The sequence below is a fragment of the Mitsuaria sp. GD03876 genome, from assembly GCF_029840635.1.
Taxonomy (GTDB): Bacteria; Pseudomonadota; Gammaproteobacteria; order Burkholderiales; family Burkholderiaceae_C; genus Roseateles.
The window spans coordinates 108,254-123,778 of sequence record NZ_JAOCCU010000003.1 but is presented as its reverse complement, the minus strand read 5'-3'; the positions used below and the strand labels follow the sequence as shown (position 1 = coordinate 123,778).

The following is a 15,525-nucleotide window of genomic DNA, read 5'->3' as shown; positions in this document are numbered from 1 at the left end:
ACGCGGGCGCGAGGCGCGGCGTGCGGCGGAGATGAGAAGGCTGGGAGGGGCGTGGACGCGTCAGCCGCGCGGCGGCCGCAACGGCGGCTGCGGCGATCTCTGCGGCTCGAGGCTGCGCGGTGCCGGCAGCGGCGCGCAGCGGGGCGAGGCCAGCCGCATCGGCGCGGCGTCAGGCTTGCAGTGGTCGGACATGTCGTCCGAGGTATCGCCGAGCTCGAGGAGCAGCGAGGCGATGTCCGCCTCGTGCTCGTCGTGGGAGGTGTCGATGGCGGGCGCGGTCGACGGGACGTCGACCGCCGCCGGCTGCGCCTGCGCGACGCCCGTGGCGAGCATCGGCACCCCGACGGCCGCGAAGCCGTAGGCGGGGAGGAGGATCGTCAGGACGAGGAGGCGGAGCCAGCGTGACACGGTGCGGGATTCTATCGAGCCGACCCGGCCCGATCCGCGGCGATCAGTTGTCGGGGCCCTGGACGAAGTAGACGGACGGGACGAACTGCCAGCCCGGCAGCGTGCTGCAGGTGTAGCCGTTCTCGTCGTAGTAGATGGCCGCGGTCTTGCCCGTGGCGCGGGCGGTCAGCAGCGTCGCGTAGACGGACTTGCAGGTCGCGGCGGACGCGCGGCCGTTGGTGCCATTGAAGTTGCAGATCTTGTGGATCGGGTAGCTGCCGATGCTGACGGTGACGTCGCCGAGCATGTCGATGCCGAGGTAGGTGACCGGGCCGCCGCAGCTGTAGTTGGCGTGGGCGGTCGAGGCGACCAGCGCCAGGCTGGCGACCGCGGCGGTCGCGATGCGTTTGAAGTTCATGAAGGCTCCCTCTGGACCGCGACGCGGCCGACGACCCGATGCCGCCGGTCTCGATCGCGCGATCGGCGCGGATCTTAGGGGCCGTGGGTGACGGCCGGCCCTGTCGGCGCGAAGCCTGTCGGAGCGACGCTTCAGCGCTTGGGCACCAGCCCCTTGTCCGTCAGCGCGAGCGCGCGCAGGTCGACGCCGGTTTCCGCCTTGAACCGCGTCGCCGCCGCGTCGCCGAGTGGGCGCAGCGCCGCCGCGTCCTTGCGTTGGGTCGCGTCGACGAAGGCGCCGTGCTGCAGCAGGAAGTTGAGCATCAGCGTCTCGGCGAAGTCCTGCCGGCCCGCGTCGTCCAGACGCCCATAGGCCGGATTGCGGGCGAGCACGCCCAGCACCTGCTCGCGCACGCCGAGCGACTGCGCGCGCGTGGCCTCGGCGCCGTTGGCGACCTGCCAGCTCAGCACCCAATAGGCGGCGAGCGCGTCGGCCGTGTCGTGGGGCTTGAGGCCCTGGACGGCGGCGATGCGCGCCCAGTCCTTGGCCGGGTCGCCATGCGTCACCGCGGCGCCGACCTTGGCGATGTCGGCGTCGCTGGCGCGCTTGGCGACGAAGTCGGCGAACAGGCCCTGGATCTTGCGCGTGATCTCTGGCGAGGGGCGGAAGGCGGTCTGCAGTGGCGCGCCGGCGGGCGCGGTGGTCTCGCGGCGCTCGGCCGCCGGATCGAGGAAGGCGCGCGCGGTGGCGTCGAGCACGCTCTTGGCCACCTGCGTCTGGAACATCGGCACGGCCGCCTCCTGCTGCGCCCAGGCCGGCCACGCGGCGGTCAGCCCTCCGGCGACGGACAACGAGGCGGCAAGGACGGCGATCGGGCGGGTCGGCATCAGGAAAGCTCCGGCGACAGGACAGCGAAGCCTAGCAACCGGCGGGCCTGAGTCAGTCGCCGGTTTGGGCGACGACCCTCACCCTTGCAGGAACCGATGAATCCACGCCTCGAAGTCGCTTTGCCATTGCAGTTGCGCGGCCTTGAGGATCGGATCCGCGTCCTCCACCGGCGCCAGCTGCTGCTGTACCCGCAGCCAGTCGACATACGCCTCCAGCCCCGCGCTCTTGCGATGGTGATGCTCGCTGCGGTCGTAGTGGACGCGGTCGAAGTCAATGCGCGGCGCGAGATCGCAGCTGCTCAGCCGCAGCAGTTCGCGCACGTCGCGCGCCACCACCCATTCGCCGCCTTCCTCGCCGAAGGCCACCACCGGCCAGCGCTCGGGTGCCGGCTCCCGCGACGGATCGGGATCCCACAACGCGTAGAACGAGGCCGACGCGCCCGCTCGCGCGATCGGGATCAGGCGTGACAGGAATTCCTGGTCGCTGCACCAGCCGCGCGCCAGGCCGGCGCGGTCGCAGCGGGCCAGCCGCAGCGCGGACGAATACGGCTCATCGCCGCGTTCGTTCTGGAAGCGCATCAACGCCTGCAGCGGCGCAGGCACGGGCAGGCCGCCGAACACGGCGGCGTAGTCGGTCGGATCGATCATCGGAGGAGCGGAACAAGGACACCGGCCGGCTGGACCCCGGCCAGCCCCGCGGCGGCGGAGCCGGCGGCAATCTAGCGCTCACCGGCGTGACGGCAACGTGACCTTCGTCCAGTCGGGGCCCGATGTCCCCTCACCATGGCTGCGCGGCGGCCGTGCCCTGGTGGTAACGCATCTGCCAGCCCTCGGCCGTCTTCAGCCAGAGCGACGAGCGCAGCGTGTGATGCGCCAGCGTCCCGTCCTGTTGCCGATGCGCCGAGCGGTAGGTCAGCAGCGCCGCGTCCGGCGCGATCGGCGCGATGCGGAAATCGTCCGGCACCACCTTCGGCGGCTCGTGGTCGTCGGCGAGCCAACGGATGATGGTCTCGCGGTCGTACTGCCGCCCCGAGCGGCCGACCTCGTGGAAGTCGGGATGCAGCAGCTGCGACAGGCGCTCGGCGCTGCAGCGCACGCCGGGGTGATGGAGCTCGACTTCCAGCGCGCGGAGCGTGTCGAGCAGCGATCGATCGGTATCGGTCATGACGGGTCCCTGAAGGCGGACCCGCGAGCATAGCCAGCCGCGCGTCCGCCCACGCCGCGTCAATGCTTGTCGCTCACCCCGGCCGAATCGAAGCTCGCCATCTCGTTGAGCACCCGGCAGGCCGATTCCAGCAGCGGCCACGCCAGCGCCGCGCCCGAGCCCTCGCCCAGCCGCAGGCCCAGGTCCAGCAGCGGCTCCGCCTGCAGCGCGTCCAGCATCAGCCGGTGACCCTGCTCGTTGGAGCGGTGCGCGAAGACGCAGCGCTCCAGCACCGCCGGCTGCAGCCGCGCCGCCACCAGCACCGCCGCGCCGGTGATGAAACCGTCCACGACGATCACCCGGCGCTCCAGCGCCGCCTGCAGCACCGCGCCGACCATCATCGCGATCTCCAGCCCGCCCAGCGCGGCCAGCGCCGACAACGGCTCCGTCGCGCGCGGATGCTTGTCCAGCGCCCGCGACAGCACGTCCAGCTTGTGACGCAGCTGCGCGTCGTCCAGCCCGGTGCCGCGGCCCACGCAGTCCTTCAGCGGCAGCCCGCCCAGCCGCGACAGCAGCAGCGCCGCCGACGAGGTGTTGCCGATGCCCATCTCGCCCAGCAGCAGCGCGTTGCCCGGCCGCCGTTGCAGCAGCGTCTTGCCCGCGGCCACCGCCGTCGCGCATTCGTCCACCGTCATCGCCGGACCGTCCAGCATGTCGCGGCTGCCCATCGCGATCTTGGCGATCAGCAGCCCCGGACGCGGCTCGAAGCTGTGGCGCACGCCGGCGTCCACGACGCTCAGCGTCAGGCCGTGCTGGCGCGCCAGCACCGACACCGCCGCGCCGCCGGCCAGGAAGTTCTCGACCATCTGCCAGGTCACGTCCGACGGGAACGCCGACACGCCGTGCGCCGCCAGCCCGTGGTCGGCCGCGAAGACCATCATCTGCGCGTCGATCAGCTGGGGACGCTCCGTGCCCTGGATCAGTCCCAGCCGCAGCATCAGCCCCTCGAGCCGGCCGAGCGACCCCAGCGGCTTGGTCTTGCGGTCGATGCGGTGGCGCAGCGCCGCCGCCAGGGTGTCGTCGTGCAGCGAGGGGATCTCGGGGATCAGGTCTTGGGTGGTCATGGTGGACGTCTCGGACGGGGACTGCGGGAAGGAAGGAGAGGGGTGAAAAGGAAGAGGGGAGGGACCGGGCCGGAGCGTGCCGGAGAACTACGGAGGTGAGCGGGCGATGAACAGGGGATTCGCGGCCGTCGGGCAGGCGTTGGGTGAATCAGCGCGCCGCCGCCGGCGACAGCAGCCCCGCCAGCGCGCCCGGCGCGAAATGACGATCGATGTAGTCGGCCAGGTCGTCGAAGACCTGGTCCAGCGGACGCACCGGCCGGTCGAACAGCGCGGACAGCACGCGATCGTCCTCGAACAGGCCGTGCAGGTAATGGCCGAGCACCGGCCCGTGCTGCCAGCCCAGCGGTTCGCCCAGGCCGTCGAACAGCACCGGCCGCGCCGCCGGCAGCCCCGGATGCTGCGCGGTGCGGCCGTGGTGGATCTCGTAGCCGCGCCCCGGCCGGCCGCCCAGCGCCGACCACGGCGCGTCCAGCGTCGGCGCGAAGCGGCATTCGGCCGCGCGCAGCAGCTTCTCGCGCTCGAACAGCGTCACCAGCGGCAGCAGGCCCAGGCCCGGCGCGTTGCCGTCCAGCCCATGCGGATCGACCAGCGCCTCGCCCAGCATCTGCAGCCCGCCGCAGATGCCCAGCACCGGCCGGCCCGCGGCCGCGTGCGCCGCGATCGCGACATCCATCCGCTGCGCGCGCAGCCAGGCCAGGTCCGCCGCCACCGCCTTCGAACCCGGCAGCACCACCCAGTCGACGCCGTCGAGTTCCGCCGGCGTGCGCGCCCAGCTCAGCCGCACGCCCGGCAGGTTGCGCAGCGGCTGGAACTCGTCGAGGTTGGACAGCCGCGGATACGCGACGATCGCGATCCGCGTCAGGCCGCCCGCGGCGCCCAGGCCGCCGCTGGCGCGGTCGTCGAAGACGCCGTCCTCCTCGGGCAGGCCGTGGCCGCGCCACATCGGCAGCGTCGCCAGCGTCGGCACGCCGGTCATGCGGGCCAGCATCTCCGGCCCCGGCGCCAGCAGCGACGCGTCGCCGCGGAAGCGGTTCAGCACGAAGCCTCGGATCAGCGCGCGCTCGTCCGCCGGCAGCAGCTGGTGCGTGCCGAACAGGTGCGCGAAGGCGCCGCCGCGGTCGATGTCGGTGACCAGCAGGCAGGCCGCGCCGGCCTCGCGCGCGGTGCGCATGTTCACGTAGTCGCTGCTGTGCAGGTTGATCTCGGCCGGCGAGCCCGCGCCCTCGATGACGACGACGTCGTTCTCGTCCAGCAGCTCATGCAGCGCCAACCGCGCGCGCTGCCACAGCGTCTCGCTGCGCTCGCGCCACGGCGCGCGGCTGAGCGCCTCGTCGACCTCGCCCAGCACCACCACCTGCGACGCGGTGTCCTTCTCCGGCTTGAGCAGCACCGGGTTCATCCGCACCTCCGGCCGCGCGCGCGCGGCCAGCGCCTGGAAGTACTGCGCGGAGCCGATCTCGCCCTGGCGCCCGGCCAGGCCGGGCACGACCCGCGCGTTGTTGCTCATGTTCTGCGCCTTGTACGGCGCCACGCGCAGCCCCTGGCGCGCGTACCAGCGGCACAGCGCCGTGGTCAGGAAGCTCTTGCCCGCGCCGCTGGTGGTGCCGAGCACCATGACGGCCTTGCCGCGGCCGGTGGTCGTGCGGGTCATCGCGTGTCTCCCAGCGCATGGGTGGTGTCGAAGGCGCCGTGGGCCGACGGCAGCGGCGGCATCGGCGCGCGGCCGCCGAAGGTGCGCATCGCCGCCTCCAGCGCGTCGACCGCGTCGGGCGCCTGCACCGACACCCGTACCAGGCCCGGCAGGCCGAAGGAGGTGGCGTCGCGCAGCTTGATGCCCAGCGCGCGCAGGCCCTCGAGCAGCGGTTCCGGCGTCGATTGCCACGGCGCCGGCAGGGCGGCCAGCCAGAAGTTGGCGACGCCGCCGTCGATCTGGTCGAAGCCCATCGCCGCCATGCGGTCCCACTGCCGGCCGCGCCATTCCCGCAGCAGCGGCAGCGAGGCGTCGAGCTCGTCGCGGATCGACGGCGTGGTCCAGGCCTCGAGCAAGGCCTGGCCCTCGGCGGCCAGCACCCAGCTCGGCGCGAGTTCCGCGACGCGGTCGATCCACAGGCCGTCGCGCGGGCCGATCAGGTAGGCGCCGCGCACGCCGGTCAGGCCGAAGGCCTTGTTGGGGCAGACGAGCCGCCAGGCGCCGTCGGCGATCGGCCGCGGCAGCGCGCAGCCGCCGGCCAGCCGCATCGCGCCGTAGGCCTGGTCGACGACCAGCTGCGAGCCGCTCTGGCCGAGCGCCAGCGCCACCGCGGTCCATTCGGCCTGGTCGAAGCTGCCGCCGGTCGGGTTGTTGGGATCGCAGACCCAGACCAGCGAGGGCAGCGTCAGCGCGTCGGCCAGCTGGAACGCGTCCTCGTAGCCGGTCACCTGCAGGCCGAGCGCGTGCGCGGCGGCGGCGTAGTCGCCGAAGCCGGGCCGCGGCACGCACACGCGGGTGACGCCGGACAGCATCGCCGCCAGCGTCAGCCGGCGGATCGCCTCGGAGCCGCCGGAGGCCGGCAGCACGCGGTCGGCCTCGACGCCGTGCCAGGCGCCCAGGCGCGCGCGCAGCGCCGTGTAGGCGGGATCGGGATAACGCAGCCGGTCGGCGCGCAGCACCGCGTCCAGCGCCGCCGGCGGCGGGCCCAGCGGGTGCGCGTTGGTGGAGAAGTCGTGGCGCACCGGCAGTCCCGCGTCGGTGCCGCCGTGGGTCAGGGGCAGGAGGTGAGGGAAGCGGTTCATCGCGAGGCTCCGGGACCGACAGCCAGCGCGGGAGCGAGCGCCAGGTCGACCGCGTGGCCGAGGCTCGCGCCCAGCAGGCCGAGCGTGCCGGCGAATCCGCCGCGCAGGGCCGCGGCGCCGAGCGCGATCAGCACGGCCAGGCCGAACAGCGCGCTGCCGGCCAGGCGTTGCGCGGTGGCGATGTCGCCGGCGACGACCTCGCCGCCCGTCGTGTGCAGGCGGTAGACGCCGGGCTTGCTCAGCGCGCGGTCCAGGCGCAGGGCCATCGCGCCCATCGGCCAGCCGCCGTTGGGCGAGGGCGTGCGCGCCGCTTCGCGCGGCAGCCGGGCGAGCAGGGCCGGCCGCATGGCCAGCAGCGCGAGGGCGGTGAGCCGCGCCGGGATCCAGGACAGCACGTCGTCGGCGCGGGCGGCCCACTTGCCGGCCCATTCCCAGCGGCCGCGGTAGCCCCACATCGCGTCGGCGGTGTTGGCGAAGCGGTAGATCGCCGCGCCTGGCAGGCCGGCCACCATGAACCAGAGCAGCGGCGCGACGACGGAATCGTTGAGGTTCTCGGCGAGCGTTTCGATCGCGGTCTCGCGGACCTCGGTGGCGGAGAGCGCGCGGGTGTCGCGGCTGACGAGGCGGGACAGGCGCTGGCGCCCGTCGTCGAGCGAGCGCGCGAGCGCGGTCTCCACGGCGCCGACCTCGTCGCGCAGCATGCGCCACGCGAGCATCGGCTTGAGCGCCGCGCCCATCAGCAGCGCCGCGACGGCGAGATGCCAGCCGCCGAGCCAGGGCTCGACGCCATGGATCACCGCCAGTTCGATCGCCACCGCGACCGCGCCGACGAGCACGACACCCAGCGTCCACGCGAGCGCGCCGCCGAGAAAAGCGGCCTTGGCCGACATCGCGCACAGCCGATCCCCGAAGAGGGCCAGGAAGCGCCCCATGCCGACGACCGGATGCATGGCGGCTGGCGGCTCGCCGCAATGGCGATCGAGCAGCAGCGCGACGGGAATCGCGAGGGCGGGGAGCCAGGAAAGGGGAGTCATCGCGCGAAAAAGTGAGCCACCTGACGTGGTCGAGCAGGGCGGCAGGATCCGTCCAATCTAGGCGCAAAGCGCAGCCGTAGCGGGGCTACGGCGAGCATTTGCAACGACGAGTGGGCGGATTCTGCCGTCATGAGCGGCCGCGTCAGTCTTCGATTCCTCGTTGTGCTGGGACACCGGCTTTGAAGTGGTGTTTCACCATCGTCATTTCGGTCACGGTGTCGGCCAGGTCGATCAGTTCCTGGGGCGCGCCGCGGCCGGTGAGGCAGACATGCACGTGCGGCGGCCGGTCGCGCAGCGTGTCCAGCACCGGCTCCAGCGACAGCCAGCCGTACCGCAGCGGATACATGATTTCATCGAGCACGACGAGGAAGTGCTCCCCGCCCATGATCGTGGCCCTCGCGCGCTCCCAGCCGTCGCGGGCCAGTTGCGCCGACACCTCCAGGTCCTTGCTCTTCCACGAGAACCCGTCCCCGAGCCCCTCGATCGGCACGCCGATCTGCTCGAACAGCCGGTGCTCGCCGAAGCGCGCGCTGGGCACCTTCATGAACTGGTAGATGTGGACCTTCTTGCCGCGCCCATGCGCGCGCAGCGCCAGCCCGAAGGCGGCCGTGCTCTTGCCCTTGCCGTTGCCGGTGTGCACCAGCACCAGGCCGCGGCGCTCGCCGCTGGGGATGATGCGTTCGCGGTCGACGGGCGGTTGTTCGATTTCCATGTCTTGGCTCCGGAAGCAGGTTCAGATCCGCGCGCGCAGGCTGAGGCGGAAGGTGCGCGGTTCCATCGGGTGGACCAGCCGCCCGTCGATGCCGGCGCCGCCGTTGCAGCCCGCGCCCTCGGCGCGCGTGCAGGCGGCTCCCCAGTACTCGATGTCGTTGGCCTTGGTGTCGAAGACGTTGAGCACGTCCAGGCCGAGCTGCCAGCGGTCGTTGACCTGGTAGCCCAGCCGCCAGTTGGCGGTGAAGACGGCCTTGGACTGCTGCGTGCCGGTCTCCTCGAGCGCGTAGGCGCCGAGGTAGCGCAGCTTGAAACCGCTGGACCACCGCCCGGCCGGCGCCCAGTTGGCCGACATCGACGCCGACAGCGGCACCGCGTTGGGCACGCGCCGGCCGCTGCCGAAGTCGTTGGTCGTCGTGTCGACGAAGCGCGCGCGGGACCAGGCGACATCGGCGTCGATCAGCCAGTCGCGGCCGGCCTGCACGTCGTTGGACCACTCCAGCCCGACGCGCCGGGACGCGCCGCGCGCCTCGGTCACGCCCTCGTCGCCGACGAAGACCAGCTCCGACGCCAGGTTGGCCTGCCACAGCGCCAGGCTGGTCGTCCAGTTCGACGCGGGCTTGGTGCGCAGGCCCAGCTCCGCGCTCTTGGTCCGCGCCAGCAGCGGCAGCGGATCGGTGGCGCCGCCGTCGGCCGGGTTGACCTTCGTCGTCGCGCCGCGCGCGTCGTTGGAGCGGAAGGCCCGCGCCCAGTGCAGGTAGACCTCGGTGTCGGCCGCCACGCGCGCGATCAGGCCCAGCTTCGGGCTGAACTGCGATTGCCGCGCCTTGCCGCCGTTGTCCAGGTTGAACTCGCCGCCGGTGGGCGTGATCGTGGCGCGCATCGTGTCCCAGCGCCCGCCGACGGTGCTGCGCAGCCAGTCGGTCCAGCGGCTGCCCAGCTCGACGAAGAGGCCGGCGCTGTCCTGCGTGACGCGGTCCTCGCGCACGGCGTGGGTGCGGACGCGGTCGACGGTGTCGTACAGGCCGAGCGTGCCGATGCGGTCATGGCGCCACTGCAGGCCCCAGCTGAGTTGCTGGCCGGCCGGCAGCCAGGCGGCCGGCAGCTGGTGCTTGAGCGAGCCGCCCCACAGCGTGCGGTGGTCGGCCTGCTCGTGCTGGTCGCCGCCCGGGCCGTTGATGAAACCCGACGGCGCGGAGAACAGGTTCAGCGCGTAGTCGATCACCCAGGCGTCCGCCGTCCACTGGCCGCTGCCCTGGTTGTAGGCGAGGCCGCCGCTGAGCGAATGCCGGTGCGTGCGGCCGCCGTCGTTGGGCGACAGCGTGCCGTAGCGGCCGATCTCGCCGCTGTCGATCGCGCGTTGGGGCACATGCTCGCTGGCGCGCCAGCCGGCGCTGTAGCTCAGCAGGTCGACGTGCGCGCCGTTGCGCTCGTCGCCGCGCGTCAGGCGCAGCACCGCGTTGCGGCGGTGCAGGTCCTCGGGCTGGTCCCAGGGGCCGTCGTAGCGGCTGCCCTCGACCGCGCCCAGCAGCGTCCAGCCGGCGCCGACCTTCACGCTGCCCGCGGCCAGCGCGCGCTGGTAGCCGTAGGGGCCGGCGGTCAACTGCGCGTAGGGCCGGTCGATCTCGCTCGCGTAGCCGATGCGCGAGGCGCCGGTCGTCGCGAAGTCGCCGTCCTCGGCCGCGAATGCGCCCTTGCGGTAGCGCAGGCTGTCGACCAGCTCGGGGACCAGGAAGTTCAGGTCCATGTAGCCCTGGCCATGCGCGTGGCTGGCCATGTTGACCGGCATGCCGAGCACGAAGGTCGCGAAGTCGCTGCCGTGGTCGAGGTTGTAGCCGCGCAGGAAGTACTGGTTGGCCTTGCCGTCGCCGCTGTGCTGCGTGACGGTCATGCCGGGCATCGCCTCGAGCAGCTCGGCCGGGCGCAGCAGCGGACGCAGCGCCAGGCGCTCGACGCCGACCTCGCCCTCGGAGGCGCTGGCGGCCTCGCCCAGCTGGGCGCGGCTGCTGACGCGCACGGTGTCGAGCGTGCGGGACGACGCCGGGTCGGCCGACGCGGAGGGCGCGTCCTGCGCCTGCGCCTGCGGCTGTCCTTGTGCTTGGGCCTGTGCTTGGGCTTGGGCTTGGACCGCGCCGGCGAACACCGTCATCGCTCCGGCGATGGCGGCGAGGCGCGACGGCACCTGCCCGATGCGGGCGGTCCTGCGGCGGTTCGTGTCGTTCGAGTTCTTCGAGGTCATGCGGTTCCCTGAGCGAGGGCGAGGTCCTTGTTGTTGTTCTGATCGGAAGGCGCGCGACGCGACTGCCACATCGCGCCGCCGCACATCAGCAGCGCCATCGCGACCCAGGCGAGCGCCTGTTCGAGCGAGCGCGGCGACATCGCGATCGGCGGCGGCTTGGGCGCCTCCGGCACGCGCTGCAGCGCGAGACCGCGCACGGTCGGCACCGGCGGGGTCGCCGGCGTCGCGCGGGCCGGCGCCTTCGCCGACGGACGCGCTGCCGCGGCAGGCGCCGCGGGCCGCATCGCCGGCACGGCCGACGGCAACTGGTCCGCCGTCCAGCGCCGCACCGCGGCCAGCTCGTTGCTGAGCGGCGCGGCCGCGGTCAGCTCGCGGTACAGCGTCGCCAGCTCCTGCCTCGTGGACGCGTCCGGCTTCCAGTAGCCCATCCGGTCGGCTTGCACCAGCCGCTCCAGCGCCTGCGCGTAGGCCTGCGGGTTCTGCTTGAGCCACTCCGGCAGGCCGAGCCTGTGCTTGTCCTTGACCAGCACGTCGAAGAAGCTCTGCCAGTGATCCGCCCGCACCGTGCCCGGCGCGATGTGCTGCCAGCCGAAGCTGTATTGCACCGCCTTGAGCACCTGCAGCGCGCCCGCCCAGCCCTCGGCCTTCTGCGCCTGCAGCCAGCCCGGGTGCAGGTAGCGGCTCTGCATCTCCAGCGCGATCGCCTGCGAGGCGGTCTCGGTGTGCTGCTCGGCGGCGTCCTGCAGCTGGCTGACGTGCAGCGCCACGCCGCGCGTGTTGCCGGCCACCTTCGCCGCCGCCGCCAGCCCGCCCAGGTACTGGAACGGATCGTCGCTGCTGACCATCGCGTAGAGATGGCTGCTGCGCGACATCAGCGCCGCGTCGGTGTGGCGCAGGTGCGCGCCCAGCGCCTCGCGCGCCTGCGCCGCCGGCACGCTGACCGGCTCGCCGTCGACATAGGGCTGGCTCATCGTGGTCAGGAACAGCTGGCCCAGACGCGGATCGGTCTGGCCGTCCTGGCCCTTGAGCCCGTTGTCCTGCACCGCGTCGGCGATGCCGGTGCCGTAGTCGCCGGCCGGATTGCCGAAGACGCGGGCCTGCGCCAGCGCCTGCGCCTGCGCCGGCTTGAGCCCGGCCTTGCGCAGCTCGGCCGCGACCGCGCGGTTGTTGCTGGCGATGGCGTTGTCCGGCTCGGCCTCGGCCGCCGCGGCCACCGCCTGGTCGAGCAGCTTCATCAAGGCCGGGAACTGGTCGCGGTAGGAGCCGGTGATGGACAGCAGCACGTCCACGCGCGGCCGGCCCAGCTCGGCCGGGCCGAGCAGCCTGATCGACGACGGCCGCCCGGTTGCGTCCCACACCGGCACCGCGCCGAGCGCCACCAGCGCCTGCGCCTCCATAACGCCCTGGTGGCGCAGCGTCTCGCCGGCCCACAGCGACAAGGCCAGCCGCCGCGGCGCGCTGCCGGCTTGGCGCTGTTCCTCGTACCAGCGCTTGAACAGCGCCTGCGCCGCCTCGAAGGCCTGCTTCGTCGGCAGCCGGTTCGGGTCGAGGCCGGTCAGGTTGCGCCCGGTCGGCAGGCTCTCCGGATTGCGGAGCAGGTCGCCGCCATAGGCCGCGGGAATGAAGCGCCCGTCGAGCGCGCGCAGCAGGCCGGGCATCTCGCCCTCGGTGGACAAACGCGCCGACATCTCCTGCGCCCGCAGCGCGAGCTGATGCAGCGCCGCCTGGTCGATCGGCTTGCGGGCCGCGCGGTTGGGCACGATGGCCGCGGTGTCCGACGACGGCCGAAGGTCGAGCCGACTCGCCGCGTCCGCGTCCTTCAGCGCGACATCGAGCCAGCGCGCCGGACGCGCCTTGGCCACGCCCTCGTGATCGATGAGGAAGGCCTCGTCGATGTCCTCGCCGAGCGCCTCGATCAACGGCACGCGCAGCAGCTGCAGGATGGAGCCGCGGCGCTGGTCCTCGTCCGGCACGACGCCGAAGACCGCGAGCCCCTTGGGCTGCGAACTCTGCGCCAGCCGGTCCAGGTAGGGATGCAGCAACTCGAGATAGCCGCTGAAGTTCGCCGCGATCTGCTCGGCAGTCCAGCCCAGATCGCGATGCAGGTTGTGCTCGACGAACTGCTGGATCATCTGGCGCTCCAGCCCCTGCCGCGTCGGCCCCGGATCGACGGTCTCCCACTCGTGCATCAGCTCATGCATGTGGGCCATCCTGGCGTTGAAGCCGGCGGGCGCGAAACTCGGCGTCCGATGGCTCACCATCAGCGCCCGCCCGCGGCGCTTGGCGGTCAGCGCCTCGCCGAGGTTGTCGACGATGTAGGGATAGATCACCGGCACGTCGCCCAGCGGCAGCCAGACCGGGTCCATCACGTCGGGCCCGCGGACCTTGCCCGGCGCCCATTCCTGCGTGCCGTGCGTGCCGAAGTGGATCACCGCGTCGGCCTGCCGCGCCCACAGGTAGGTGGCCAGGTAGTGATGCGACAGCGGCGTCTTGCAGCGATGCATGAACGGATCCTGGCCGTTGCGCAGCGTCTCCTCGCGCGGCGGCTGCGGCAGCACGGTCAGCGCGCCGAGCTTCAGGCGCGGGATGACGACGACCGGCTCGCCATGCCAGCGCACGACGTAGCGGCTGCTCGCCGGCGTGCCCCAGCGGGCGACGATGGGATCGCGCACCGCCTTGGGCAGGGCGTCGAACCACGCGGTGTAGCGCGCCAGCGGCAGGGCCTCGGCCTGGCCGGCTTCGAGCAGGCCCGGCAGGTCGGCGTCGGGGTAGTACGCGGACAACAGCGGCTTGAGGCCGGAGATCCAGTCGGCTTCGGCCATCGGCGTGACCGCGTAGCCGGCGTCGCGCAGGCCGGTGCTGACGCGCGCCAGGCTGCGCGGCACGTTCAGGAAGGACGCGCCGAAGTTGCTGCCGCCGGGCGGATAGTTGTAGACGAAGGCGACCAGCTGCTTGTCCGCGTTGGCCTTGGTCTGCAGCGCGATCCAGCGCGCCGCCTTGCCCGCGACGCTGGCGGCCTGGCGGTCGATCAACTCGGGCTCGCCGCGCTTCGGATGCGCGACGACGACCACCGGGTCGATCAGCCCGGCCGCTTCCGGCTGCGCGAAGTAGAACGGGATATCGGATTGGGCGAGGCCGGTCTCGCTGCCTTCCCACGCGGCGGCCGCGTCCTGGCGGTAGGGCTGGGTCTGCAGCACCGGGACGCCCCAGCGCTCGAAGGTGGGCTGCAAACTCGCGCCCTGCGGCAGCAGGCTGTGGTTGACGACGACGCGCGCCTGCACCTGGCCGTCGCGCTCGAGCAGCTCGGACAGGGGCTTGTCGCTGAACTGGCCGCTGAAGGCCGCGTAGGCGAGCAGGCCGCGCTGGCGGAACATCGCCAGCCAGCGATCGAGCCAGGCGGTGTTGCCCTGCACGAAGTGATAGCGGTGCAGCAGGACCGCGACCGGCTCGCCCTTCAGGCCCTGCGAGGCGGCCCAGGCGCGAAACTCGGCGGCATCGGCGAAGAGCCGGGGCGCGCCGGGGTAGTGGATGCCGCGTTGCGGGACCAACTGCGGCGGACCGAGGTCCGGTGCCGGCTGCCCCTGCAACTGCGCGCGGGCCAGCGCGAACGCGGTCCGCGTGTTGGCCGGGCCGCCGGCCTGCAGGTAGCCGCGCAGGCTGCGATCGCTCGCGGCCGGTTCCCCGGCGGAGATCCACAGCACGCGGGACGCCGGCACGGCGAGGCGCTGCAACGCGCCATCGACGATCTGGTGCAGCCGCGCCTCCGCCGTCGCATGCGGCGCATCGATCCAGACGAGGTCCGCCTCGCGCAGCGCGCGCGCCAGCGCCGGATCCTGGTCGGCCGGCGCGCCGCGCAACGGGTACTCGAGCTGCCGCACCTCGAAGCCGGCCGCCTGGCCCTCGCGCTCGATCAGCGCATGCTTGGCCGCCGGCGTGATGTCGACGCTCAGGAACAGCAGCCGCGACGCCGCGCCCGCGACCAGCGGCACGCACAGCGCGGCCGCCGCGAGACCGCGCGCGATGACGGACGCGATCCTCATGGCTTGGCGGCTTCCCCGGCCTCGGGCACGTAGATGATCGAACCGTCCTTCATCTTGTAGGCGACGCCCGCGCGCTCGCCCTGGCCCTCGGCGCTGCCGCCGTTGCCGCGGTACTTGATCTCCTGGCCGTCCTTGCGCACGACGATCTCCATGCCAGGCTGGCCCGGGTTGCGGATGACCGTCTCGTCCTGCGACTGCTGCTGCAGCGCCACCGCCGTCAGCAGCGCGACGACCAGCACCAGGAACACGTCCACCAGGTTGACCGCGGACAGCATCGGATCGTCGTCCTCCTCGGCCAGGATCGACAGCCGGCGGCCGGTGCTCATGCCCAACCCTTCTCGGCCTTGACGGCCAGCAGCTCGGCCAGCAGCCAGCGGCGGCGGATCGAGTAGACGACCAGCGCGATCGCCGCCGCGGCCAGCGCGAGCACGACACCCGAGAACGCCGAGCTGAACACCGCCAGCGCCTGCTGGCCCTGGCCGGCCGCGACGCTCTGCAGCGCCGGGCCCAGCGGGACCATCGTCGCGATCAGGCCCAGCAGCGGGGCGACACGGCCCAGCAGCCGCGGCGCCTCGAGGCGGCGCACGATCTGCAGCTCCAGCGATTCCAGGTTGCTGCCCTCCGGCACGGCCAGCAGCCGGAAGCCGGGACGGCGGCGCTGCACCGCCTCCATCAGCGTGGCGCCCGCCGTCCATAGCGCGTAGACGAAACCCAGGGCGACAAGGATCAGCACCGGCCACAGCAGGGCCTGGGCGATGTGGGAGAAACCGGATTCGAGCAACATGGTGAA

Annotated in this window: 14 protein-coding genes; all 14 read right to left on the bottom strand. The window is 72.8% G+C overall.

Features of this window, described 5'->3' with window-relative positions; translation table 11 throughout:
- Positions 1-60: 60 nt before the first annotated feature.
- The 14 genes from N5D62_RS03290 to N5D62_RS03225 all read right to left on the bottom strand — a co-directional run bounded on the left by N5D62_RS03290 (position 61) and on the right by N5D62_RS03225 (position 15,519).
- The gene (locus N5D62_RS03290) at positions 61-408 is read right to left on the bottom strand and encodes a hypothetical protein (protein WP_279756083.1); all 348 of its coding nucleotides are present in this window, start codon (positions 406-408) and stop codon (positions 61-63) included.
- Positions 409-451: 43 nt separating this feature from the next.
- A complete protein-coding gene (locus N5D62_RS03285) occupies positions 452-805 on the bottom strand; it encodes a hypothetical protein (protein ID WP_279756081.1) in 354 nt (117 codons plus the stop codon).
- Positions 806-936: 131 nt separating this feature from the next.
- Positions 937-1,671 carry a DUF6683 family protein gene (locus N5D62_RS03280; protein WP_279756079.1) on the bottom strand — a complete coding sequence of 245 codons (735 nt, stop codon included), beginning with the start codon at positions 1,669-1,671 and terminating at the stop codon, positions 937-939.
- Between the two features lie 78 nt (positions 1,672-1,749).
- Positions 1,750-2,319 (bottom strand): hypothetical protein, encoded by a 570-nt coding sequence (locus N5D62_RS03275; RefSeq protein WP_279756076.1) that lies wholly within the window; start codon positions 2,317-2,319, stop codon positions 1,750-1,752.
- A gap of 130 nt (positions 2,320-2,449) precedes the next feature.
- Positions 2,450-2,836: a DUF4440 domain-containing protein gene (locus N5D62_RS03270; RefSeq protein WP_279756074.1), complete on the bottom strand. Its 387-nt coding sequence runs from the start codon at positions 2,834-2,836 to the stop codon at positions 2,450-2,452.
- A gap of 59 nt (positions 2,837-2,895) precedes the next feature.
- Complete coding sequence (gene cobT / locus N5D62_RS03265; RefSeq protein ID WP_279756073.1) at positions 2,896-3,939, bottom strand: nicotinate-nucleotide--dimethylbenzimidazole phosphoribosyltransferase; 1,044 nt, start codon at positions 3,937-3,939, stop codon at positions 2,896-2,898.
- A 148-nt stretch (positions 3,940-4,087) separates the two neighbouring features.
- A complete protein-coding gene (locus N5D62_RS03260) occupies positions 4,088-5,590 on the bottom strand; it encodes a cobyric acid synthase (protein WP_279756072.1) in 1,503 nt (500 codons plus the stop codon).
- Positions 5,587-6,711 carry an aminotransferase class I/II-fold pyridoxal phosphate-dependent enzyme gene (locus tag N5D62_RS03255; RefSeq protein ID WP_279756071.1) on the bottom strand — a complete coding sequence of 375 codons (1,125 nt, stop codon included), beginning with the start codon at positions 6,709-6,711 and terminating at the stop codon, positions 5,587-5,589. The genes N5D62_RS03260 and N5D62_RS03255 overlap by 4 nt, the downstream gene beginning before the upstream one ends.
- Positions 6,708-7,745 carry an adenosylcobinamide-phosphate synthase CbiB gene (cbiB, locus tag N5D62_RS03250; protein WP_279756070.1) on the bottom strand — a complete coding sequence of 346 codons (1,038 nt, stop codon included), beginning with the start codon at positions 7,743-7,745 and terminating at the stop codon, positions 6,708-6,710. Before cbiB ends, N5D62_RS03255 begins: the two co-directional genes overlap by 4 nt.
- 142 nt (positions 7,746-7,887) lie before the next feature.
- Positions 7,888-8,457, bottom strand: coding sequence for a cob(I)yrinic acid a,c-diamide adenosyltransferase (cobO, locus tag N5D62_RS03245; protein WP_279756069.1), 570 nt, complete (start codon positions 8,455-8,457; stop codon positions 7,888-7,890).
- Positions 8,458-8,478: 21 nt separating this feature from the next.
- On the bottom strand, positions 8,479-10,695 hold the full coding sequence (locus N5D62_RS03240) for a TonB-dependent receptor (protein WP_279756067.1): 2,217 nt from the start codon (positions 10,693-10,695) through the stop codon (positions 8,479-8,481).
- On the bottom strand, positions 10,692-14,735 hold the full coding sequence (cobN, locus tag N5D62_RS03235) for a cobaltochelatase subunit CobN (protein ID WP_279756066.1): 4,044 nt from the start codon (positions 14,733-14,735) through the stop codon (positions 10,692-10,694). Before cobN ends, N5D62_RS03240 begins: the two co-directional genes overlap by 4 nt.
- On the bottom strand, positions 14,732-15,061 hold the full coding sequence (locus N5D62_RS03230; protein ID WP_279756065.1) for a DUF2149 domain-containing protein: 330 nt from the start codon (positions 15,059-15,061) through the stop codon (positions 14,732-14,734). The genes cobN and N5D62_RS03230 overlap by 4 nt, the downstream gene beginning before the upstream one ends.
- Complete coding sequence (locus N5D62_RS03225; protein ID WP_279756064.1) at positions 15,058-15,519, bottom strand: hypothetical protein; 462 nt, start codon at positions 15,517-15,519, stop codon at positions 15,058-15,060. Before N5D62_RS03225 ends, N5D62_RS03230 begins: the two co-directional genes overlap by 4 nt.
- Between the last annotated feature and the right edge of the window lie 6 nt (positions 15,520-15,525).